At 70.0% G+C, this 22,171-nt stretch carries 20 protein-coding genes; 9 read left to right on the forward strand and 11 right to left on the reverse strand.

Annotated features, from left to right (window positions below; genetic code table 11):
• Positions 1 to 357: a holo-ACP synthase gene (locus tag ABQ271_RS12215; RefSeq protein ID WP_349309016.1), complete on the reverse strand. Its 357-nt coding sequence runs from the start codon at positions 355 to 357 to the stop codon at positions 1 to 3.
• A 254-nt stretch (positions 358 to 611) separates the two neighbouring features.
• On the reverse strand, positions 612 to 1,199 hold the full coding sequence (locus tag ABQ271_RS12220) for a low molecular weight phosphatase family protein (RefSeq protein WP_349309017.1): 588 nt from the start codon (positions 1,197 to 1,199) through the stop codon (positions 612 to 614).
• 117 nt (positions 1,200 to 1,316) lie between these two features.
• Here ABQ271_RS12220 and ABQ271_RS12225 point away from each other — a divergent pair, with 117 nt between their 5' ends.
• Entirely contained in the window at positions 1,317 to 2,120 is an 804-nt protein-coding gene (locus tag ABQ271_RS12225; protein WP_349309018.1) for a CPBP family intramembrane glutamic endopeptidase, read from the forward strand.
• A 28-nt stretch (positions 2,121 to 2,148) separates the two neighbouring features.
• Here the strand turns inward: ABQ271_RS12225 and ABQ271_RS12230 are convergent, their stop codons facing one another.
• On the reverse strand, positions 2,149 to 3,459 hold the full coding sequence (locus ABQ271_RS12230; RefSeq protein ID WP_349309019.1) for a UDP-glucose/GDP-mannose dehydrogenase family protein: 1,311 nt from the start codon (positions 3,457 to 3,459) through the stop codon (positions 2,149 to 2,151).
• Positions 3,460 to 3,682: 223 nt separating this feature from the next.
• Here ABQ271_RS12230 and ABQ271_RS12235 point away from each other — a divergent pair, with 223 nt between their 5' ends.
• Positions 3,683 to 4,267, forward strand: coding sequence for a hypothetical protein (locus ABQ271_RS12235; protein WP_349309020.1), 585 nt, complete (start codon positions 3,683 to 3,685; stop codon positions 4,265 to 4,267).
• Between the two features lies 1 nt (position 4,268).
• Here ABQ271_RS12235 and glmS read toward each other — a convergent pair whose 3' ends face one another.
• Positions 4,269 to 6,119: a glutamine--fructose-6-phosphate transaminase (isomerizing) gene (glmS, locus tag ABQ271_RS12240; RefSeq protein WP_349309021.1), complete on the reverse strand. Its 1,851-nt coding sequence runs from the start codon at positions 6,117 to 6,119 to the stop codon at positions 4,269 to 4,271.
• A gap of 156 nt (positions 6,120 to 6,275) precedes the next feature.
• Here glmS and ABQ271_RS12245 point away from each other — a divergent pair, with 156 nt between their 5' ends.
• Positions 6,276 to 6,770, forward strand: coding sequence for a CAP domain-containing protein (locus tag ABQ271_RS12245; protein WP_349309022.1), 495 nt, complete (start codon positions 6,276 to 6,278; stop codon positions 6,768 to 6,770).
• Positions 6,771 to 6,859: 89 nt separating this feature from the next.
• Complete coding sequence (locus tag ABQ271_RS12250) at positions 6,860 to 7,330, forward strand: VanZ family protein (RefSeq protein WP_349309023.1); 471 nt, start codon at positions 6,860 to 6,862, stop codon at positions 7,328 to 7,330.
• A gap of 2 nt (positions 7,331 to 7,332) precedes the next feature.
• On the opposite strand, the gene coaA is transcribed toward ABQ271_RS12250, so the two are convergent.
• Complete coding sequence (coaA, locus tag ABQ271_RS12255; RefSeq protein WP_349309024.1) at positions 7,333 to 8,280, reverse strand: type I pantothenate kinase; 948 nt, start codon at positions 8,278 to 8,280, stop codon at positions 7,333 to 7,335.
• A 133-nt stretch (positions 8,281 to 8,413) separates the two neighbouring features.
• Here coaA and ABQ271_RS12260 point away from each other — a divergent pair, with 133 nt between their 5' ends.
• Together ABQ271_RS12260 and ABQ271_RS12265 are read left to right on the forward strand one after the other, a co-directional pair.
• Positions 8,414 to 9,994 (forward strand): cellulase family glycosylhydrolase, encoded by a 1,581-nt coding sequence (locus ABQ271_RS12260; RefSeq protein ID WP_349309025.1) that lies wholly within the window; start codon positions 8,414 to 8,416, stop codon positions 9,992 to 9,994.
• Between the two features lie 9 nt (positions 9,995 to 10,003).
• Positions 10,004 to 10,948, forward strand: a complete 945-nt coding sequence (locus ABQ271_RS12265) for a Ppx/GppA phosphatase family protein (RefSeq protein ID WP_349309026.1) — start codon at positions 10,004 to 10,006, stop codon at positions 10,946 to 10,948.
• A gap of 3 nt (positions 10,949 to 10,951) precedes the next feature.
• Here ABQ271_RS12265 and ABQ271_RS12270 read toward each other — a convergent pair whose 3' ends face one another.
• A complete protein-coding gene (locus ABQ271_RS12270; RefSeq protein WP_349309027.1) occupies positions 10,952 to 11,845 on the reverse strand; it encodes an SDR family oxidoreductase in 894 nt (297 codons plus the stop codon).
• Positions 11,846 to 12,009: 164 nt separating this feature from the next.
• Here ABQ271_RS12270 and ABQ271_RS12275 point away from each other — a divergent pair, with 164 nt between their 5' ends.
• Together ABQ271_RS12275 and ABQ271_RS12280 are read left to right on the forward strand one after the other, a co-directional pair.
• Positions 12,010 to 13,386 (forward strand): alpha/beta hydrolase, encoded by a 1,377-nt coding sequence (locus ABQ271_RS12275; protein ID WP_349309028.1) that lies wholly within the window; start codon positions 12,010 to 12,012, stop codon positions 13,384 to 13,386.
• Positions 13,383 to 14,954 (forward strand): GMC family oxidoreductase, encoded by a 1,572-nt coding sequence (locus ABQ271_RS12280; protein ID WP_349309029.1) that lies wholly within the window; start codon positions 13,383 to 13,385, stop codon positions 14,952 to 14,954. The genes ABQ271_RS12275 and ABQ271_RS12280 overlap by 4 nt, the downstream gene beginning before the upstream one ends.
• An 18-nt stretch (positions 14,955 to 14,972) precedes the next feature.
• Here the strand turns inward: ABQ271_RS12280 and ABQ271_RS12285 are convergent, their stop codons facing one another.
• Positions 14,973 to 16,916, reverse strand: a complete 1,944-nt coding sequence (locus ABQ271_RS12285) for a carboxypeptidase regulatory-like domain-containing protein (protein ID WP_349309030.1) — start codon at positions 16,914 to 16,916, stop codon at positions 14,973 to 14,975.
• Positions 16,917 to 17,155: 239 nt separating this feature from the next.
• Here ABQ271_RS12285 and ABQ271_RS12290 point away from each other — a divergent pair, with 239 nt between their 5' ends.
• Complete coding sequence (locus ABQ271_RS12290) at positions 17,156 to 17,299, forward strand: hypothetical protein (RefSeq protein ID WP_349309031.1); 144 nt, start codon at positions 17,156 to 17,158, stop codon at positions 17,297 to 17,299.
• 3 nt (positions 17,300 to 17,302) lie between these two features.
• Here the strand turns inward: ABQ271_RS12290 and ABQ271_RS12295 are convergent, their stop codons facing one another.
• The 4 genes from ABQ271_RS12295 to glmM all read right to left on the reverse strand — a co-directional run bounded on the left by ABQ271_RS12295 (position 17,303) and on the right by glmM (position 22,164).
• Positions 17,303 to 19,093: a hypothetical protein gene (locus ABQ271_RS12295; protein WP_349309032.1), complete on the reverse strand. Its 1,791-nt coding sequence runs from the start codon at positions 19,091 to 19,093 to the stop codon at positions 17,303 to 17,305.
• Positions 19,094 to 19,192: 99 nt separating this feature from the next.
• Entirely contained in the window at positions 19,193 to 20,344 is a 1,152-nt protein-coding gene (locus tag ABQ271_RS12300) for an acyltransferase (RefSeq protein ID WP_349309033.1), read from the reverse strand.
• 168 nt (positions 20,345 to 20,512) lie between these two features.
• Positions 20,513 to 20,686: a CsbD family protein gene (locus ABQ271_RS12305; RefSeq protein WP_349309034.1), complete on the reverse strand. Its 174-nt coding sequence runs from the start codon at positions 20,684 to 20,686 to the stop codon at positions 20,513 to 20,515.
• A 134-nt stretch (positions 20,687 to 20,820) separates the two neighbouring features.
• Positions 20,821 to 22,164: a phosphoglucosamine mutase gene (glmM, locus tag ABQ271_RS12310; RefSeq protein WP_349309035.1), complete on the reverse strand. Its 1,344-nt coding sequence runs from the start codon at positions 22,162 to 22,164 to the stop codon at positions 20,821 to 20,823.
• Positions 22,165 to 22,171: the final 7 nt, after the last annotated feature.

Here is a 22,171-nt window from a genome sequence, read left to right on the forward strand (position 1 = left end):
TCATGCGTGCGCCTCGGCGATGACGTAGGCCGTCGCGAGTCCCGCGTCGTGCGAGAGCGACAGGTGGACGGTCGTGATGCCGCGACCGGCGACGGTGGCAGCCGTCTCTCCCGACAGCGCGAAGACGGGGCGGCCCGAGGGCTCGGAGGCCACCTCGATGTCGGTCCAGTGGACGCCGTCGGATCCGCCCAGGGCCTTGATGAGCGCTTCCTTCGCGGCGTAACGCGCGGCGAGGGAGCGCGGTTTGAGGGTCTGCTCGGATGCCGTGAACAACCGTTCCATGAGCTTCGGTGTGCGCGCGATCGAGCTCTCGAAACGCGGGATGTCGACGAGGTCGACACCGATTCCGATGATCATGTCGCCTCCTGTCGCCGTGCTCTACGGCATCAGATCAGGATATCCGCGCGGGTCGGACAGGCGCGTCGCGGCGGGGTGGACCGTACTCCGGAGAATCGCAGGGCGCGCAACCCGCGACCCGCGCAGATCCGGGGTTCCTGGCGGACGACCCGGGATCCATCCGGAGAACGGCCCGCAGGAGGCGCCCGCGGGTCCGCTGCGGGGTCGCCGCAGGTCCGCTGCGGGTCCGCCGCGGGGCGTGCCCGGCGCGTCGGTCAGCCGATGGCGAGGCGGACGACGCGCTCGACGGCGTCGAGGCCCGGCGAGAGCTGCTGGTCGGAGCGGACGTAGGTCTCGCGGGAGCGTCCGTAGGGGTCGACGACGTCGTCGTCGGTGGGATCTGCGGGCGGGAAGACGAGGCCGCGCTGTCCGCCGATCACGGCGAGCGCACCGCGCAGCCGCTCCCGCGCGTCGGCACCGGTCGCACCGGCACGGATCGCCTCGTCGGAGGTCGCGGCGGCGAGCCGCTCGAACTCGCGGATCGTGAACGTCGCGCGCAGCTTCGCGGGCGCGAGCTCGACGATGGCGCGGCGGTGGTCGCGATCCATCGCGAGCACGAGATCCGGCTCCTGCAGGAGCTTCTCGGTGAGGTACCGCGAGCCGTGGGCGGCGACGCGGTCGGCGGGCACGCCGTGGCCGAGGGCGAGCTCGGCGGCTTCGCGCGGCATCCGATCATCGGCGCGGGCGCGGACACCTGCGCTCGTGGCCTCGACCCCGAGCTCGCCGAGACGCTGCTGCAGCACCAGCGCCGCCAGCGGCGAGCGGCAGATGTTGCCCGTGCAGACGGTGAGGATCTGGATCACGCGGTGCCCTTTCGAACGGATGCCGCGGCTCGCCCCTCACCGACGTCACCACCGTGGTGCGTGGCGGAACGGCGGCGCTGCGGCGGGATGCGGACGGGCACCGATACGGTAGGGCCCGTGCAGGATCAGCTTAGCGACGGCCACTCGTCCCCCACCGCGGACACTGCCGCTGCGCCGTCCGGGGCCGAGGAGGGCGTCCGGCCGCACCGCGGTCGACGTCGCCGGCGCACGGACTGGCGCTTGGGCGGCACGGCCGTTCGCGCGTGGAACGGCTCCGTCCTGATCGTCGCGCTCGTCGCTCTCGGTGCGGCGATCTTCACGGGATCGCTCGTGAACCTGCTGTGGGAGTCGCCCTGGGCTCCGCTGGCGTCGACCGCGGTGCTCTGGGTCGGCATGATCGTCCCCGTCGCCGTCGCGTTCCGTCGAGGGCGCCCCGCGGGGCTCCTCCGGTTCCGGCCTGCCGACCTGGTCTACGGTCTCGCGCTGGGACTGGGGCTCCGCGTCATCGACGGCTGGGTGACGGATGCCGCTTCTCGCCCTCTCCCCACGGCCGACATGACGCCGTCGTGGCTGCTGACGGATGCCGTCCCCGCCGGTCTCGTCGGCCCCGTGCTCGAGGAGTTCCTCTTTCGCACGGTGATCCTGATCGCGGTCTACTCGCTGCTCCGCCGACCCGCGGGTCGGCCCGCGGCGGCCGTTGCCGCCATCCTGGTGTCGACGGCGACGTTCATCCTCATCCACGTCGTCGACGGATCGCTGCCGCTCGGCGAGTCGATCTCGGTGGGCGCCGTCGGGCTCGTGTGCGCCACCCTCGTCATCCTCACGGGACGCATCTGGGGGGCGGTGCTGGTGCACATCGTCTACAACGCGACCATGCTCCTGCTGATCGCAGCGGGCGCGGCCCTCTCCGGCGGGCAGTGACCCCACCCGCCGGAGCACCGACTCTGCGTCAGGGGCGGCCCATGCCGTAGTAGGTCCACCCGGCGGCGCGCCACGCGACGGGGTCGAGCGCGTTCCGCCCATCCACGACGATGCGGCCCGCGGCGAGGCTGGCGGCGTGCTCTGGGCTGAGGTCGCGGCGGTACTCGTCCCACTCGGTGACGAGGATGACGGCGTCGGCACCACGCAGCGCCTCATCCCGGTCGGCGACGTAGGTCAGCTGAGGGTGCTGGCGACGGGCGTTGTTGATCGCTTCGGGGTCGGTGAGCGAGACGTTGGCGCCGAGCTCGTGCAGGCGCACGGCGACATCGAGGCCGGGAGAGTCGCGGATGTCGTCGGAATGGGGCTTGAACGCGGCACCGAGAACCGTGACGTTCTTGCCGTGGACGTTGCCGCCCAGCCCTTCGACGACGAGCTCCACCGCACGCTCGCGGCGTCGCATGTTGATCTGGTCGACCTCGCGGAGGAACGCGACCGACTCGCCGCGGCCGAGCTCTTCGGCGCGAGCGGAGAACGCGCGGATGTCCTTCGGCAGGCATCCGCCGCCGAAGCCGATTCCCGCGCCGAGGAAGCGACGGCCGATGCGGGCATCGTGACCGATCGCATCGGCGAGCATCGTGACGTCGGCCCCGGCGACCTCGGCGATCTCGGCCATGGCGTTGATGAAGCTGATCTTGGTCGCGAGGAACGCGTTGGCGGACACCTTGACGAGCTCGGCGGTCGCGTAGTCGGTGACGATGAAGGGCGTGCCCTTCGCGACCGAGGGGTGGTACACCTCGCGCAGCACGTCGGCCGCCCGCTCGCCCTCGGCCCCGGCGGGGACGCCGGCGACGAGACGGTCGGGGTCGATCGTGTCCTGGACGGCGAAGCCCTCGCGCAGGAACTCGGGGTTCCACACCAGGGTCGCCCCGGTGTCGCTGACGCGCGGGGCGAGGGATGCCGCGGTGCCGACCGGCACGGTCGACTTGCCCGCGACGAGGTCGCCTTCGGAGAGGTGGGGCAGGAGGGCGTCGATGGCCGCGTTGACGTAGGTGAGATCCGCGGCGTAGCCGCCCTTCACCTGGGGCGTGCCGACACCGACGAAGTGGACTGCGGCGCCGGCCGCGGCGGCGAAGTCGGTGGTGAAGGACAGTCGCCCCGAGGCGATCCCGTCGGCGAGGATCTCGGACAGTCCGGGCTCGAAGAACGGCGCCTGGCCCGACGCGAGAGTCGCGATCTTGCGCTCGTCGACGTCGATTCCGACCACCTCGTGGCCGATCGAGGCCATGGCGGCGGCATGCACGGCGCCGAGGTAGCCGCATCCGATGACAGAAAGTCGCATTGAAAGTCCTTCCACATACGGGCGCCGTGTCGTCAACGCCCCGGTCGTGTCTACCAGATTCCCGCGTCGGCAACTTTTCGGGCCGGCGTCGCAGAGGCACCGTTCCCGGTGGGCGCACAGCCGGAATGGCCTCGACGGAGTGCTCGACGCGGGAGGCCGCGGTCGATATTGTGAGCGCGAGCACCGCCTCTCCACTCCGACCTCACCCGAAGAGGACGTCACGATGAGCACCTCCGCAGAGGGTCTCTCCGAGGCCGGATCCGTCCTGCCCCCGACCCCAGCAGCACCGAAGTACACCCCAGAGGATCGCGTTGCCCCTGAGGATGCCTCGCTCCTCTGGCCCGACGCACACCTCCTCGCCGAGCCGCCCCCGGGGTACCAGCCGCTCGAGATGCCGGCCGCGTGGGAGCCGGAGCCGGTGCAAGCGCCGTCACCCGAACCGTGGCCGTACGCGCCCTACGCGCCGACATCCCACCAGGCGCCTGCGCCCGAGCCGCCGCCTGCGCCGGCGCGCGGGCCGGTGGCGGGATACGTCATCTCCGCGCCGCACGAGGGCACCGGATCCGTCCCGGTTCAGCGAGCTGCGGCGGGCAGGCACGCGTTGCGAAGCTTCCGCGACCTCCGCTCCGGACCCCTCGCGGGGCGAGATTTCGCCTCGATGCGAGAGTTCGCCGTCGCTGCTGTGCTCGAGGCGGGGTACGCCGAAGCGGATGTCGCCCGCCTTTTCCGTTTCGCGCCGTGGCAGCTGCACGCATGGGTCGACGAAGCGCGGGGCGCCTCGTTCGGTCCGGGCGAGAGCCCGGCCTGACTCACTCGACCGTGACGGACTTCGCGAGGTTGCGGGGCTGATCCACGTCGAGACCCTTCGCCGTGGCGAGGCCCATGGCGAAGATGTGGAGCGGCACGACGGCCAGGAGCGGCTCGAAGAGCGGTCCCGCCAGCGGGATGCGCAGCACTTCGTCGGCGAAGGGGAGGACGGCGGCATCCCCTTCTTCGGCGATCGCGATGACGCGGGCGCCGCGGGCGCGGATCTCCTGGATGTTGGAGACGACCTTCTTGTGCAGTTCGCTCGAGGCGCGGGGGGACGGGACGATCACGAAAACCGCCTGACCGGGCTCGATGAGCGCGATGGGACCGTGCTTCAGTTCCCCGGCCGCGAAACCCTCGGCGTGGATGTAGGCGAGCTCCTTGAGCTTGAGCGCGCCCTCGAGGGCGATCGGGTATCCCACGTGGCGTCCGAGGAACAGCACCGACTGGGTGTCCCCCATCCACCGGGCGAACTGCTCGATGTGCTCCTGCTCGGTCTCCAGCACCCGGGAGATGCCCGCGGGGATCGCTTCGAGCTGTGCGACGGCGTCGCGGGAGACCTCCGCCGAGAGCGAGCCGCGGACGCGACCGATGTGGAGGGCCAGGAGGTAGAGGGCGGTGATCTGCGCGACGAAGGCCTTGGTCGAGGCGACCGCGACCTCGGGGCCGGCGTGGGTGTAGACGATCGCGTCGGACTCGCGCGGGATCGTCGCGCCCTGCGTGTTGCAGATCGACAGCGTCTTCGCCCCCTGCTCGCGGGCGTACTTGACCGCCATGAGCGTGTCCATCGTTTCGCCGGACTGCGAGATCGACACGACGAGGGTGTCGGGTCCGATCACCGGATCGCGGTAACGGAACTCATGGGCGAGTTCGACGTCGACCGGCACTCGGGTCCACTGCTCGAGCGCGTACTTCCCGACCATCCCGGCGTAGGCGGCGGTTCCGCAGGCGATGACGATGACGCGCTGGATGCCGGCGAACAGGTCGTCGAGCCCGTCGAGCTCGGGGATGACGACCGTGCCCTCGTGCAGCCTGCCGCGCAGCGTGTTCGCGACGGCCTCGGGCTCTTCCGAGACCTCCTTCGCCATGAACGACGACCAGCCGCCCTTCTCGGCGGCGGACGCATCCCAGACCACCTCGAAGGGTTCGACCTCGACGGCGCCTCCGGCGAAGTCGGTGACCTCGACGCCCTCGGGTGTGATCGCGACGATCTGGTCCTGGCCGATCGCGAGGGCGTTACGGGTGTGCTCGACGAACGCGGCGACGTCGGACCCGAGGAAGTTCTCCCCCTCGCCGAGGCCGATCACGAGCGGGGAGTTGCGGCGAGCGCCGACGACGAGACCGGGCTGATCCTGGTGCATGGCGAGCAGCGTGAACGCACCCTCGAGGCGGGCGACGACGGCGCGGAACGCGGCCACGAGGTCGTGGGATGCCGCGAACTCCCGACCGAGGAGGACGGCGGCGACCTCGGTGTCCGTCTCACTCACGAAGGTGTAGCCCCCGGCGAGGAGTTCATCCTTGAGCTCGGCGAAGTTCTCGATGATGCCGTTGTGGATGACGGCGAGCTTGCCGTCGTCGGCGAGGTGGGGGTGCGCGTTGACATCGGTGGGCCCGCCGTGGGTGGCCCAGCGGGTGTGGCCGATGCCGGTCGTGCCGTCGACCATCGGATGCGCGGCGAGGTCGTCGCGCAGCACCTGCAGCTTGCCGGCGCGCTTGCGCATCTCGAGGTCGCCGCTCGCGTCGATCACCGCGATGCCGGCGGAGTCGTAACCGCGGTACTCGAGTCGGGCGAGGCCCGAGAGGAGGATGGCCTGACTGTCGCGAGGCCCCACATATCCGACGATTCCGCACATGCCCTCAATGCTAGGTGCGAGCGACTGGGACTCTGCCGCGCCCGGCGCCGGGCGCGCCGTTTCTCCGCAAGGGCTGGCGGCGGCGGCATCCCTTTGGTACCTATGAGGCACCGTGTCCCCCGCACGGTCGTGCCCCCCCACACGATGGAGTCCCTCATGTCCGCATCCCCCCGCGCCCGACGACGCTCGGCGCTCGCCCTCACCGCCGCGCTCGCTCTGACCTTCGCCGTCGTCCCCGCCGGCGCGGCATCGGCTGCCGTGTCGACCTCGTGCACCGGCACGAGCCAGTCCGCCGCGCAGAGCCGCATCCTCGCCGACGTGAACGCGGCGCGGAAGGCGAAGGGCAAGAAGGCGCTGACGCTGAGCTCGGCGATGTCGAAGGCCGCCGTGGCGTGGTCGGGCAAGCAGGCCGCCGCGAACCGCATGAGCCACAACCCCCGGTACGCGTCGCAGATCCCCTCCGGGTGGACGCGCGCGGGCGAGAACGTCGCCTTCGGGTACACGCCGAAGAAGGTCACCCCCGCGTGGATGGCGTCGACGGGCCACCGCGCCAACATCCTCGGGTCGTACAACCGCATCGGCATCGGTGTCGCCTGCTCGTCGAAGGGGCTGCCGTTCTACACGCAGGTCTTCGGGAACTACCCGGGGTGACGCCGGGATGATCCGCCCCGGGACGGAGCCGTAGACTCGGCGACCACTGCCGCAGCGTCGCGACGAGTTCCGTCCCGTGAGGAGGACCGATGTCCGACGCCGCCCCACCGCCACCGCCACCGCCGAGGCGGATCCCGCCGCGGCCGGCGCTCCCGGCGCCCGCGCCGCGACGACGGGCATCCGTTCCCGCCCTGGTGCTCACCGGCTACGTCGCGGTCCTCGCGCTCATCGCGTTCTGGCCGACTCCGGTCGATGCCGACGTGGCTCCGTTGATCGATGCGCTGTCGCGTCGGCTCCCCGCGATCACGCGTCCGCGGGTGGAGTTCGCCGCGAATGTGGCCCTGTTCGTGCCGTTCGGCGTGCTCCTGCCGATGATCCTCCGCGGCGCACGCGAACTGGTGCTGCCGATCGCCGTCGTCGCGACCGTGACGATCGAGTGCACGCAGGCGCTGATGCTCAGCCACCGCGTGCCGAGCGTGCTCGACATCGTCGCCAACGTCACCGGCGCCTGCGTCGGGATGCTGGGCCTCGCCCTGTGGCGACGCGTTCGCCGCTCCTGAGGTCAGAGCTTGCGGAGCCGCACCGTCTCGACGGTGTGGTCGGCGGCCTTCCGGAGGACGAGCTTCGCCCGGTGGCGGGTGGGCTCGACGTTCTCGCGCAGGTTGGGGAGGTTGATGTCGTTCCAGAAGCCGAGGGCGAGGGAGACGGCCTCGTCGTCGGAGATGTCGGCGAAGACCTTGAAGAACGAGTTCGGGTTGGAGAACGCCGCCTCGCGGAGGGCGAGGAAGCGGTCCACGTACCACTGCTCGATGTGGTCGACGTCGGCGTCGACGTAGATCGAGAAGTCGAACAGCTCGCTGACGGCGATGTCGTGCGGGTTCGGCGCCGATGCGAGGACGTTCAGCCCTTCGACGATGATGACATCGGGCCGACGGACGGTGACCTGGGCGTCGGGGATGATGTCGTACCGCATGTGGGAGTAGTACGGGGCGCGGACCTCCGCGGCACCCGACTTGACCGCGACGAGGAACTCGACGAGCGCACGCCGGTCGTACGACTCGGGAAAGCCCTTGCGGTCCATGATCCCGCGCCGCTCGAGCTCGGCGTTGGGGTACAGGAACCCGTCGGTCGTGATCAGTTCGACGCGCGGCGTGCCGGGCCAGCGGCTCATCAGTTCGCGCAGCAGTCGGGCGGCCGTCGACTTGCCGACGGCGACCGATCCAGCGACCGCGACGATGAACGGCGTCGTCGCATCCTCCTCGCCGACGAAGCCCGCGGTGTCGGCGCCGAGGCGCTTCGTCGCCGATGCGTAGAGCGACAACAGCCGACTGAGCGGGAGGTAGACCTCGCGCACCTCGGTGATGTCGAGGCGATCGCCGATGCCCCGCAGCTGCACGACCTCGGTCTCGGTGAGGGGCTGCTCCATGCCTGCGGCCATGCGAGCCCACTCGGCGCGGGGGATCTCGCGGTACAACGAGTCGATGGTCGTCGGCGTCTCATCGGGGGACATTGCGGCAACTCTAGCCCTGCCGGCCGGCTCGTCTCGCGCGCGTGACGCATGCGCGCGGGGACGCGCCGTGCCGTACCCTGGGATCCGGGTGTTCACCCGCGGCGATTCTGCCGTTCTCGACGGGGGTTTTGCCATGTGGCGACGCGTGCTTGCGGTAGCGACCGCGCTGGTGCTCGCGGCATCCGTCGGCGTCACCGCGACCCCCTCGTCGGCCGAGGCTGCGGGACCGAGCTGGTACAAGACGAAGGGCTCCCGCGTCGTCAACGCGACGACGGGCAACAACGTCACGCTCCGGGCGACGTCGTGGTTCGGCATGGAGACCGACACCTGCGCGCCGCACGGCCTGTGGTCGATCAGTCTCGACCAGGGCATGGCTCAGATCGCCGGCATGGGGTTCAACACGGTCCGCCTGCCCTTCGCGAACGAATGCCTGACCCGCACGTCGGCGAACTCGGTCAGCCGGGACCTCAACCCGAAGCTGGCGACGGCGTCGCCGCTGAAGATCATGGATGCCGTCATCGCGACGGCCCGCAAGTACAATATGCGCGTCATCCTGGACCGCCACCGCCCGGGCACCGATGCCCAGTCGGAGCTCTGGTATACGAAGAAGTACTCCGAGAAGCGGTGGATCTCGGACTGGCAGATGCTCGCCAAGCGGTACAAGAAGGAACCCACCGTCATCGGCGTCGACCTGCACAACGAGCCGCGCGGCCCGGCCTGCTGGGGCTGCGGAGTGGCTTCTCGCGACTGGCGCGCGGCCGCGACGCGCGCGGGGAATGCGATCCATCAGGTCAACCCGAAACTGCTGATCATCGTCGAAGGCGTCCAGTACGGACCCGACGGCAGCGCCACCTGGTGGGGCGGCAACCTGCGCGGTGTCGCGAAGAAGCCGGTCATCCTGAAGGTGAAGAACCGCGTCGTGTACTCGCCGCACGAGTACCCGTCGTCGATCTCGGATCAGCCGTGGTTCCACACCCGGGACTACCCGAACAACCTCCGCAGCGTGTGGGAACGGAACTGGGGTTTCATCGCGACGAAGGGCATCGCCCCGGTGTTCGTCGGCGAATTCGGGACGAAGCTGCAGACGAGGTCCGACAAGCAGTGGCTCGCGAAGCTGGTGGGCTACCTGAAGGACCGTCACATCAGCTGGGCCTACTGGTCGTTCAACCCGAACAGCGGCGACACCGGCGGCCTGCTGAAGGACGACTGGTACACCCGCGACAAGGCGAAGCTGGCGGCGCTGAAGCCGATCCTCACGCCGAAGAAGGTCCCGTACCCGGCTGCTCCCGCGCCGACGCCGGCGCCGCTACCTCCGCAGCCCTCCCCGCAGCCGTCGCAGCCGGGAACCTCCCCTCCTCCCGCGGTCGGCCAGTCGTCGAGCGCCTCGTCCAACGGTGTCTCCGCCACTCTCACCGTGTCGAGCGCCTGGCCGGGCAAGTACCAGATCGCCCTCGCCCTCACCGCTTCGTCGGGCGTGAAGGTGAGGTCGTGGACCGCATCCTGGGCTTCTCCCGGCGCGACGGGGGCGGACAGCGCCTGGGGCATGACGTGCCGCGTCACGAGTCCCGGTAAGGCGAGCGCGCGCGTGAGCTGCTCGGGTGCCGAGTGGGGTGTCGCGAACCTGTCGCAGGGCGCGCGGGTCGAGGTGGGCGCGATCCTGAACGCGCCGAAACCTCCGGCGAAGCCGACACTGTCGTTCTCCGTCGGCCGCTAGTCTCCGATCGTGCGCCTCGGAGTCCTCGATATCGGTTCGAACACCGTCCACCTGCTGGTAGCTGATGTGCGCCCCGGGGGACGACCCCTCGCGACGACGAGCAACCGCACCGTGCTGCGCCTCATGCGCCATCTCACACCCGACGGATCGATCAGCGCGGAGGGCGTCGACGCTCTCGTCCGTGCCGTGACCGATGCCCGCCGGGTCGCGGAGCGCGAGAACGTCGTCGAACTGCTCGCGACCGCGACGAGCGCCGTTCGCGAAGCCACCAACGGTGCCGAGGTCATCGCGCACATCGAGGCGGCGCTCGGGCAGGACCTGCAGGTGCTCGGCGGCGAGGCCGAGGCGCGATTCACCTTCCTCGCCGTGCGGCGCTGGTTCGGCTGGTCGGCCGGCCAGATCCTGCTCTTCGACATCGGGGGCGGCTCACTCGAACTCGCTGCGGGAAGCGACGAGCTGCCGGAGGTCGCGGCATCCGTCCCGCTCGGTGCCGGCCGGATGACGGTCGAGTACCTGCACGACGACCCGCCGGGAGAGGATGCCGTCGAGCGCCTGCGCGAGCATGCGAAAGCGACCCTGAAGCCGGTCGTGGCGCAGATGGCGTCGCAACCCTCCCCCGAGCACGTCGTCGGCTCGTCGAAGGCGATCCGTTCGCTCGCGAAGCTCGTCGGGTACCCGGCGCCGGGGTGGGCGGGCACCGAGCGCATGGTGCTGCCGCGCGGGGCGCTCGGGTCGTGGATCCCGCGGCTCGCTCGGATCCCGGCATCCGCTCGGCAGGAGTTGCCGGGGATCACGGCGGACCGCACCTTCCAGATCGTCGCGGGGGCGGTCGTGCTCCACACCGCGATGACGGCGCTGCAGGTCGACGAGCTCGAGGTGTCGCCATGGGCGCTCCGCGAGGGCGTCCTGCTGCGCTACATCGAGTCGCTCAGCTGGAATGCGCCGACGGCCTGAGTATCAGGGCGTGACCATGCCGCCGTTGACGTTGAGGGTCTCGCCCGAGACGTAACTCGACTCTGCCGACGCGAGGAAGACGAAGGCGGGCGCGATCTCGGCAGGCTGGCCGGCGCGCTTGTACTCGTTCTCCTCGTCGAAGGCTGCCATCTGCTCGTCCGAGACGCCGTCGCTCACCTGGAGCGCGGACCACACCGGGCCGGGCGCGACGACGTTGACCCGGATGCCGCGCGGCGCCAGCTGCTGTGCGAGACCCTTCGAGAGGTTATTGACCGCCGCCTTCGTCGCCGCGTAGTCGAGCCGGTCGGGCGCAGGCTTGTAGGCCTCGAGCGAAGCCGTGCTGATGATGGATGCCCCGGCCGGCATATGGGCGAGGGCGGCCTTCACGATCCAGAAGAAGGCGAACACGTTCGTCTCGAAGGTGGTGCGGAACTGCTCGTCCGAGAGGTCCTCGACCCGGCTGACGGCGACCTGCTTGCCGGCGTTGCTGACCAGGATGTCGATGCCGCCGAGGAACTCGGCAGCCTCGGCGACGAGGGCCCGGCAGCGCTCGGGGTCGGTGATGTCGGCGGCGATCGCGTGACCGCGGACGCCGGCGTCGGCGATGACCTGCAGGACGTGGTCGGCATCCTCCTGCTCGTCCGGCAGATGGACGATGACGACGTCGGCGCCCTCACGGGCGAAGGCGATCGCGGCGGCGGCGCCGATTCCCGAGTCGCCTCCGGTGACGAGCGCCTTGCGCCCCTGCAACCGGCCGGTGCCGCGGTAGGTGTGCTCGCCGAGGTCCGGCACCGGCGTCATCCGCGCCTGCACGCCCGGCTCGGGCTGATGCTGCACGGCAGGCTCGACGCGTGCGTAGCGCGTGACGGGGTTGTCGAACGTGTACTGGTCGGTCATGCTGCCACGGTAGGTCGGGATGCGGCATCCGCTCACCCCCTTGCGGAGCGCGCGGCGGCGCGGCAGAGCAGGGCGTGGACTCCCGGGCGGCCCGCGATCCTCGCACTTGCCCGGCCTGCGCGCAAGCCGTCCGCGCGCGCGATCTGGCTACCTAGAGTGGGGCCGTGCCGAGCGCCGCAACCCCTTCTCACGAGTGCACCGTCTTCTTCCTCCCGGGGTTGGGGCTGGATGCCTCGGCTGTCAGCGCGATCGCGGCGGCAGCGGACGCGCGGCTCCGCATCGTGGCGGTCGATCTGCTCGACCGGGGGCGCGCGGCATCCGTCGACGACCTCGCCGACACCGCGCTCGAGCGCATCGCTGCGGCGGCTGACGGCGGCCCGTTCCTCGTCTGCGGACACAGCCTCGGCGGCAAGGTCGCCGGGCGGGTGATGGCGCGCGTGCTGGCCGGCACCGAGCCCGTGTTCGGGCTCGCGGGTGCCGTGCTCCTCGCCCCGTCTCCGCCGGCTCCCGAGCCGATGCCGGACTCCACGCGCGCGGAGATGCTCGAGACCGCGCAGGGCGAGCACCTGTCGCGGGAGGATGCCGCCGCTTTCATCGCCGCGAATGTCGCCGCGCCGCTGGCCGCCGACCTGCACGACGCGGCGATCGATGCGGTCGTGCGGCAGCCGGCATCCGCGTGGCGTGACTGGCTCACCGCGGGCAGCCTCGAAGACGCGACCTCGCTCGTGGGCGTGCTCGATCTGCCCGTCGTCGTGCTGGCGGGCGAAGAGGACGACGCCCTCGGCGCCGACGCGCAGCCGGAGCTCGTGGCGGACGTCTACCCCCGCGCCCGGGTAGAGCGGATGCCCGGTGTCGGGCACCTGCTGCCGTACGAGGCTCCCGAGCGGGTCGCGGCGGTGCTCATGACGACATGGCAGGCGATCCGCGCCGGGGCCCCGGTCGTCCCCACGGAGTGGGGGCGTGTGCTCGCGTCGACGCGGGTCGACGTCGCAGTGCGGCGCGCTCTCGCGCATCGCGCGATCGCCGACGACCTCGAGCGAGCACCGCGGACGCTGAGCCGTGCGCAGGTGCAGACACTGCGGGAGCTGGCCGCGCGCCTGGTTCCGCAGGGCGAGGGCGGGGCGATCGATCTCGCGCTGCGCGTCGACGACCTGCTCGCCGACGACGGCGGAGATGGTTGGCGTCCGGCGGGATCACCGGTCGACGCCGTCGCGTACGGCCTCGGTCTCGACGCCATCGCTGCGGTCTGGCCGAGCGAGGCGGCCGGCCAGCGTGATCTGATCGCGCGGATCGTCGCCGAGGGTATCCCCGCGGACGGGCTCGGTGCCGACGGCATCCGTTCGTGGTTCGAGGATGCGCGGAACGATCTGCTGCGCGTCTGGCTGTCGCACCCCGCATCGTTGGTGAGGATCGGGTTCGACGGTTTCGCGATCGGCGGCATGGGTCCGCGTCCTGCGGGATGGGCCGAGATCTCAGCGGGCCGGAGAGAGCCGTGGGAGCCGTCGGGGCTGGGCGAGACGGTGACGGAGGGAGTCGCATGACCGGCGACCAGCGCCGGGTGACGGATCACCCGAGCATGCAGAGGTTCGACCTGGACGAGGTCGTCGACGTCGTCGTGGTGGGCACGGGCGCCGGTGGCGCTCCTCTGCTCGCGCGTCTCGCGGCGGCGGGGCTGCGCGTCGTGGCGCTCGAGGCGGGTCCCGACTTCGCACCCAGCGAGTTCACTCCCGACGAGTTGGAATCCACGAAGATCAACTGGATGTCGGAGCGTCTGAGCGGCGGCGAGGATCCGACGGCGTTCGGCCCGAACAACAGCGGTTTCGGCGTCGGCGGCAGCACCCTGCATTGGGGCGCCTTCACTCCCCGACCCGACGCGCGCGACCTGCGCCTGCGCTCCGACACCGGCGAGGGCCGCGACTGGCCGATCGATCACGCGGAACTGATCCGCTACATCGAGCGGGTCGAGTCCGACATCGGCGTGAGCGGTCCGGCGCACTACCCGTGGGACCCGTCGCGCCGCTACGCCTATCCCCCGGTGCGTCGCAACGGATCGTCCGACGTGATGATCCGCGGGTGCGAGGCGCTCGGCATCACGGCGACCGACGGACCTGCGGCGATCATCACCCGCGACCGCGACCAGCCGCACTACGGCCGGCGTCTCGCGACGCTCGACAACGGCGACATCCACCAGGGCGACCGGTTCGGCGCGAAGGCCACCACCGCGAACACTTACCTGCCTGCCGCGGTGGCCGCCGGCGCCGAGGTGCGACCGGACTCGTTCGTCCACGGGATCGAACGGGATGCCGCGGGCCGTGTCACGGCCGTGGTGTACCGCTCGGGTGGTGTCGAGCGGCGGCAGCGGTGCGCGGCTCTGGTGCTGGCGGCCGGTGGGGTGGAGACTCCTCGACTGCTGCTGCACACGGGCATCGCGAACGGGAACGGCGCCGTGGGGCGCGGGTTCATGGCGCACGGCGGCGTGCAGGTGTGGGGCCGGTTCGACGAGCCGATCCGCGGGTATCGCGGGTATCCGTCGTCGATCATCAGCGAAGACTTCGTGCGCCCGGAGGGCGTCGACTTCGTCGGCGGATACCTGCTGCAGAGTCTTGGCGTCATGCCTCTCAACTTCGGCGCGCAGCTCGTGCGCGGCGCAGGGCTCTGGGGCGACGATCTCATGTCGGCGATCGACGAGTACCCGTTCAGCGCGGGCATCGGCATCAACGGCGACTGCCTGCCCGACGACGGCAACGCTCTGACGCTGAGCGACGAGCTCGCCGAAGACGGGATACCGAGGGCCGAGATCTCCTTCTCGCAGGGCGACAACGAGCGGGCCATCGACCGGCACAGCGTCGCGACGATGGAGCGGATCCTGCGGGCCGCGGGTGCGCGCAGCACCCGTGTCACGCAGCGGACCGCTCATACACTCGGCACCGCGCGCATGAGCGACGATCCCGAGGACGGCGTCGTCGACGCATCCGGTCGGTCCCACGAAGTGGACAACCTCTGGATCTGCGACAACTCGACGTTCCCGAGCGCGCTGACGGCGAATCCCGCGTTGACCCAGATGGCCCTCGCGCTGCGGACCGCCGACCTCATGCTCGCGGCCCGCTGACCCCGGGTCAGCGGGCGGTCACCGGACAACGGCTGTGGTCGCCGCAGATGTTGCAGACGCGGTGGTGTACTCGCTCTTCTTTCCGGTGACCGTGACAGTGAGCTTCTTGCCCTGCAGGGAGGACGGGATCTTGTACGTCGATCCCGTCGCCTTCGAGACCGGCTTGCCACCAGCGAACCACTGGTACGTGAGTGAGGCGCCGGTGGTCCAGGTCCCGGGGACAGCCTTCAACGTCGAACCGACTTTCGCCGAGCCGGTCACCTTCGGAATGGGTGCCACAAGCCTGCCGGCTGCTACGGGGTCTTCCATCCACTGACTCACATTGACGGAACTCGTTCCCGTCGACCAGCCGGTGACGACAACCCCGATGTTGGTTCCGAAGTCGGCCGGGGTCAACGCGAGCGTCGATCGGGTTGCACCGCGGATCGGCTCGCCGTCTCGATACCACTGGTAGGCGAAGCTGGCGCCACGGCCCCACGCGCGAGACACGGCGGTCAGCGTCGAGCCGACACGGACAGTTCCCGATACCGTGACGCTTCCGGCCGCGACAGCCCGGGGCGCCGTCGCGTTGTATCCCGTCAGGGTCGCCGGTGTGCCCACCGTGAACCGCTTGGCTCCGTTGACGCTCGGTTTTCCGCCGAGCCAAATGGCGCGCGCTCTGCCCTCCTGCCACGCAGTGAATTCGAGCGTGTACGTTCCGGCCGGCAGTCCGCTGAGGGTGTACTTTCCGGCGGCGTCCGCGGTTTCGTCGACAACTCGCTCCCAGACGCCGTCAACGAGGCGGAACGCGGCAACCAATCCGTCGGAGACAGCCTTCCCCGAAGAATCCCGGAACGTACCGGTGACGCGCGTCCCCTGCGGCAGAGTGGCGTTCATCTTCCGGAGATCGTTCGCTCCTGAGATCGTGACCGGTGCCGCCGTAGCGCTCGAGGCTTGCCCTTTCCACCATGTTTCGGCGAGACCACCGTCGGTCGGGCGGAACCGGAGGGTGTACCGCCCGTCGGCGAGCCCTTGCAGCAGGTAGGACCCGTCTGGCTTCGAGTATGTGTGACCGATCGACCGACCCGCCTGGTAGACGAAGACCTGAACGTCCGCTTGGCGAGCCCCGGACGGCCCCGTCACCACCCCACCGATGGTGCCCCCGCTTGTGAGGCGTGCATCGAGATTCGCGACTCTCTGTCGGCCGGAAACGGTGACAGTCGTCGCTGCGGCGGCGGTGGGGGCGTTTTTCCACCACTCGGTCACGAGGTTGACGTTCACGTCGCCGGGTGCCGCGAAGTCCACGCGATAGGTTCCCGGCGGAACCGCGCGGATACTCCACGCGCCGGTGCCGTCGGATCCACCCTGCACGGAAACCCCGGTCGCGGTGTTCACGGCCGTGACCCGGATCCCGTCCAGCGCGCGTCCCGAAGGTCCTGTGACACGACCGGAGAGGATGCCGCCCGCCGCCAGCGACGCATCGACGTTCTTCACCGTGGCGCCGCGGGCGAGCGTAATGGCCACTGCGGTGGACGAGTTGGGGGCGTCGCGCCACCACTCTCTGATCAGATTGGTCGTTTCGTTCGGCCGGAACTCGACGACGTAGCTGCCCGCCATCAGCCCGACGAACCTGTACGTCCCATCGGCGGATGTCTTCACGTTGCCGATCCGCTCTACGGCGGATCCGATGCGGCGAGCATATTCGACCATGACACCGCCGAGGTTCTTGCCATTCGAGTCGGTAACGCGACCGCTGATAGTGGCCCCGGTGACGCCGACTCCCGCTACCGCGGCCCCCTTCGCGTCCATCACCTTGCCACCGAGCGTCGCGGACGTGTTCTGCGTGTCGAGCGTTGCCGTCGGAGTCAGGACACCGGATGCCGCTGTGGCAGCCTGCGGCGCGGCCAAGAGACCCGACATCGCGATGATCCACGCGGCGGTGACCGCCGAACCGCGCACGAGAAGACGGTGCCGTGCACTCATGTGAGCACTCCCCTGCGAGCGCCCCAGCGCCCGACATTCGATCGGGAACCACCCCTCGGGCTCCTCGCGCTCAGCATGGCAGAGCGTCAGCTTGGTCAGCAACAACGGGTTCGTCGATGTGTCGCTGCCCCAGCGTCATCTCGCCGTCGCACGCATCCGCTACCGTGGTGCGCACGTCCTCGTCAACGGTGCCGATCTGAGCCTGAGCGCTGTCGCGCTGTCGCCCGAGGAGGAACTCGATGTCCGCTCGTTCGTCGCACCGCCGTTCACGCAAGCGGTCCGCCCCGAAACCCCCCGGGGTGCGGTGGTGGGTCTACGTGATCGTGATCGTAATCGCGGTGGGGGCAGCAGCGCTCGTCGTGGCGGCGCTGCTCGAATACTGAGCCTCAGCCGACGCGTGACGCGCGCGGCGACCTGCGGGTCCACCAGGCCCGCCGCGGCAGCGCGACGACAGGCGCCGGCTCGACGTGATCGACGCTGAGCGGCACGGGGACCTCGAGCACGACGGCGTCGTCCCGCTGGTAGATGCGCGCGCCCGGGCCGAGCACGCTGATGCCGCGCAGCTCCGGCCCGACGGCGGGGGCACGGTCGAGGATGCCGATCGACGAGGTGCGCACGAGGAGCGCATCGCCGACAACGTCGATGTCGACCCGGACCTCTTTGGCGATCGAGTGCTTGATCGCGTTGACGAACCCCTCGTTGACGATGGTGGCGACGCGTCGCGAGAGGGCGGGCTCGATGAGGACGTCGACGGCGGCGGGTGAGATGTCGCTGGTGACGCCGAGGACCGCCCGCCAGGTCGCGACGAGTTCGAAGAGGTCTTCGTGGGCACTCTGCACCGACCCTTCGAGGGCGGCGGAGTCGGTCTCGGCGATGAAGGCGAGGATCGAGTCGAAGGCGGCATCCGTTTCTCGGCGGAATCTCGTGATGTCGTCCGGGGTGAGTTCCCACTCGTCGGCGGCGGCCGCCAGCAGCACGCAGCGCCCCTGTACCCGGCCGTGGAGCACGTGGGCGGCGTTCCGCAGCGGGCGGCGGGCCGACGCTGTCTTGGCGGTGAGGGTGCGCGCGACGAGCCCGAGGACGGCTTCGAGTCGGTGCGCGCTGTCCGAGGCCCGAGCGATCGCGTCGGTGCAGGCGGCGAGCGCGACCGCCACGAAGGGCACCGACACGAGGGGCACGGAGAGGGCCGGCTCCCCCGTCCCGACGAGCAGGTGGGAGATGAGCGTCATCACCCCGCCGGCGGCGATCCAGACGGCGATCAGGATGCGTCCCCGTCTGGCGCGTGAGCTGGTCCGGCCGAGCACCCGCACGACGATGTCGGCGGCGAAGGTCACCGGACCGCTCAGGAGGATGGCGGCGAGTGCCACCCACGGCCCGGCGACGTGGTGGACGTAGGGAACCGACCCCAGGAGAAAGACGAACCCGGTGACCAGATACGGCGCTGGCCGCAGCATCGTGAAGGCCGACCGCGGCGGCGGCTCGACGGCCTTTCCTTCCGCTGCGCTCGCGAAGACGCGCAGGTCGAGCCCGGCGCGTTCCTCGAGGCGGTGGCTGGCGGTGCGGACCTGGTCGGCGTAGTCGCGGACGGCGGCGAAGTCGATGGTGCCCGCGAGCATCCTGTCGCGATTGCGCCGCAGGTCGGAGACGAGGGGGCCGAGGATCTCGCGGTTCTCCGACTCGAAGCGGGCGAGCCTGCGCCGGCCGGCGGTGAGCGCGGCGATGGCGGTGGTCAGACGCTGCCGGCTCCCCCGGGTGAGTTCGATGGATCGGACGGTCATCGCGATGATCGACAACCCCGCAACCCAGACGACGACGTTCGAGACGATGCGCGCGATGGGGGCGCTGATGTCGGCCGCGTCGCCGTACAGCAGCAGGTAGACGCCTTCGTGCACGAACGGGCGAAGGACCGCCGCGAGGATGATCGCGGTGAGGACAAGGATGCCGCGGTGCGAGGCGCGCTGCAGGCGACGCTCGAGACGCGCCACCGGGATGAGTGCGGCGACGAGGACCGCCCAGCCGACGGCGGCCACCGTCACGACCTGTACGTAGCTCGACGGTCCGCTGTAGTGCTGGTACGGGGCCATCACGGTAAGGGAGATGACGAGGCTGATCCAGATCGCCGGGCCGGTGAAGAACGCATGGCTGGTCACGGCATCCCACCACACGTGAGTGCTCAAACCGATTCGCCGCCGTGCGACGAGTGCGGGAACTCGCCCGGCCATTATTCGTCTTTCCCCCGTGGGCTCCGTTGGCCCCGCGTCAGTCTAGCGGCGGGGTCAGGCGGTGTGGGCGGTGATGTCGGGGGCGATCGGGGCGTGCGGCTGCGGGCGCTTCTTGGTGCGTGCGCGGACGAAGTCACCGACCTTGCGCGACAGCTTGTGGCTGGGGATTTCGACGATCTTGAAGAAGACCCACGACAGCGGGATCGACACGATGACGCTGACGAGGCCGGCGATCCGCAGATTCTGGTCGCCGAACAGGTGCGCCATCGAGATGACGACGGGTTCGTGCACGAGGTAGAGGCTGAACGAGATGAGCCCGAACCATTGCATGACGCGGCTCTCGAGGAACCGGCGGAAGACCGGGACGACGATCGCCGCGATGACGGCGAGCGTTGCGCCGAGGGTCGTCACCGCGTCGAACGGTTTGACGAGGAAGGAGAGGGACTCGAACGGCCGGATCAGCCACGGCGAGATGATGAGGATCGGCGCGACGAGCAGGAGGAGTGCCTGCGTTCCGCGGCTGGGGTGCCATTGCCGGATGGTGGGGAGCCAGGTGGCGATGACCACGCCGATGAGGAACATCGGCAGGTAGACGAGGGCACGGTTGCCGAGGCTGCTCGAGACGGCGATGCCGACGATCGCCGCGATCGCGAGGATCCAGTTGTAGCGCGCGAAGCGGACGCCGAGGAACACGAAGACGGGCAGCAGGAAAGAGAAGGCGATCTCCCACTGGAGCGACCACAGCGGGCTGACGAGGTCGCCGGTGCCGAACAGGAGTGTGGCATCGCCCCAGAGGGCTTCGGGGCTCACCGGCTTGTCGGTGATGCCCAGCCAGGCGCTCTCCATCGCCCCGGTGCGCGGGATGATCAGCACCCAGCCGAGGTAAAGGATGATCGCGCCCCACACCGGCAGGTAGAGGCGGAGCAGTCGTTGCGGGTAGTAGCCGACCCACGAGAAGTCGCGGCCCTGCTTGAGGACGGGGAGGGTGAGCACGACGCCGCTGAGGACGAAGAAGATGAAGACCGCGCCGGCACCGTCCCAGAACAGGTGCAGGGGCGTGTAGGTGAGCAGCTCGGGCAAGCCGTTGGCCGCGCGACGCACGAGGTAGGGCTCGGCGAAGAGCGGGAACGTGAGCATGATGTGGTGCACGACCACGATGAGTGCGGCCAATCCGCGCAGACCGTCGAGCGATGTCAGGCGTTTCATGGGTCTCCTGGGGCGTTCGTTGACGACCGTGGAGAGTGCGGGATCACGTGTCAACGGCGGGGGAACGTCCCGAGAAGTGTACGTGAACAGTTTCGGCGAGAACGGATGCCGAGGGCAGACATGCCGAACGCCCGGACCCTCGTGGGCCCGGGCGTTCGGAGCGGCGGCTTACTTCTTGAACGCGTCCTTCACGTTCTCGCCGGCCTGCTTGAGGTTGGCCTCGGCCTGGTCCTGGTGACCTTCGGCCTCGAGGCGCTCGTTGTCGGTCGCCTTACCGGCGGCCTCTTTGCCCTTGCCAGTGAGGTCTTGGGCCGTGTTCTTGATCTTGTCGTCGAGTCCCATGATCTGGTCCTTCCGTCGATCGCTCCGGAAACGGATCGTCCCGGATGCTTCGACGCTACGAGCGCCCCCGCCGCGCGCCGAGGGGCTGGCGCTTTCGGTGGAGATGAGTTAGCGCCGACGGCGTGCCCTGGAGCTCAGCCCCGCACGACCTCCGCAAGTCGCTCTCCGACCCGTTTGGCGTCTTCCTCAGACGCGGCTTCGACCATCACGCGCACCAGCTGCTCCGTGCCCGAGGGTCGCAACAGCACCCGCCCTGCCTCGCCCAACTCCGCTTCCGCGGTAGCGACTGCCTCGAGCACATCCGGGTCGGTCGCGCGTGATCGCTCGACACCCTTGACGTTGATGAGCACCTGCGGGAACACGGTCATGACCTTCGCGAGCTCCGACAGAGGCTTCCGCGTCCGCACGATCTCCGCAGCCAGGTGGAGGCCGGTGAGCACACCGTCACCGGTGGTGGCGTACTCGCTCATGATGACGTGGCCGCTCTGCTCACCGCCGAGCGAGTAGCCGCCCTCGTTCATGCGCTCGAGGACGTAACGGTCGCCGACGGCGGTGGTTTCGAGGTGGATGCCGTTGGCCGCCATTGCGCGATGCAGACCGAGGTTGCTCATCACGGTCGCGACGAGAGTGTCGTCGTGCAGCAGTCCGCGCTGCTTCATCGAGACGGCGAGGATCGCCATGATCTGGTCGCCGTCGATGATGTTGCCGTCGGCGTCGACGGCAAGGCATCGGTCGGCGTCGCCGTCGTGGGCGATGCCGAGGTCGGCGCCCGTGCGGAGCACCTCCGCGACGAGGACGTCGAGGTGGGTGGAGCCGAGGCCTTCGTTGATGTTCATGCCGTCGGGGTCGGCACCGATGACGGTCACTTTGGCGCCGGCATCCCGGAACGTCTCGGGCGAGACACCGGATGCGGCACCGTGGGCGCAGTCGAGCACGACGTGCACTCCTCGCAGGCTGGTGCGAAGCGAGGCGAGCAGGTGCACGACGTAGCGGTCTTCGGCGTCGGCGAAGCGGCTGATGCGGCCGACCGCTCCCCCGGTGGGGGCGAGCTTCGGACCGGTCATGGCTTCTTCGATGCGCTGCTCGACGACGTCGGGCAGCTTGACGCCGCCGCGGGCGAAGATCTTGATGCCGTTGTCGGGCGCCGGGTTGTGCGACGCCGAGATCATGACGCCGAAGTCGGCGTCGATGTCGCCGATGAGGAAGGCGGCGGCGGGGGTCGGCAGAACGCCGGCATCGAGCACGTCGACGCCGGACGATGCGAGCCCTGCGGCGACGGCCGCACTCAGGAAGTGGCCCGAGACCCGCGGGTCGCGGGCGACGACCGCGGTGAGGCGCTTGCCGGCGGCTTTGCGTGCGTTCGCGATACGACCCTGGCCCAGGACGACAGCGGTCGCCTGGGCCAGGGTGAGCGCGAGATCGGCGGTGAGGGGGCCGTTCGCGAGGCCCCGCACACCGTCCGTCCCGAACAGTGCCATCGAAGGA

The sequence above is a fragment of the Microbacterium sp. MM2322 genome, assembly GCF_964186585.1.
Lineage (GTDB): Bacteria > Actinomycetota > Actinomycetes > Actinomycetales > Microbacteriaceae > Microbacterium.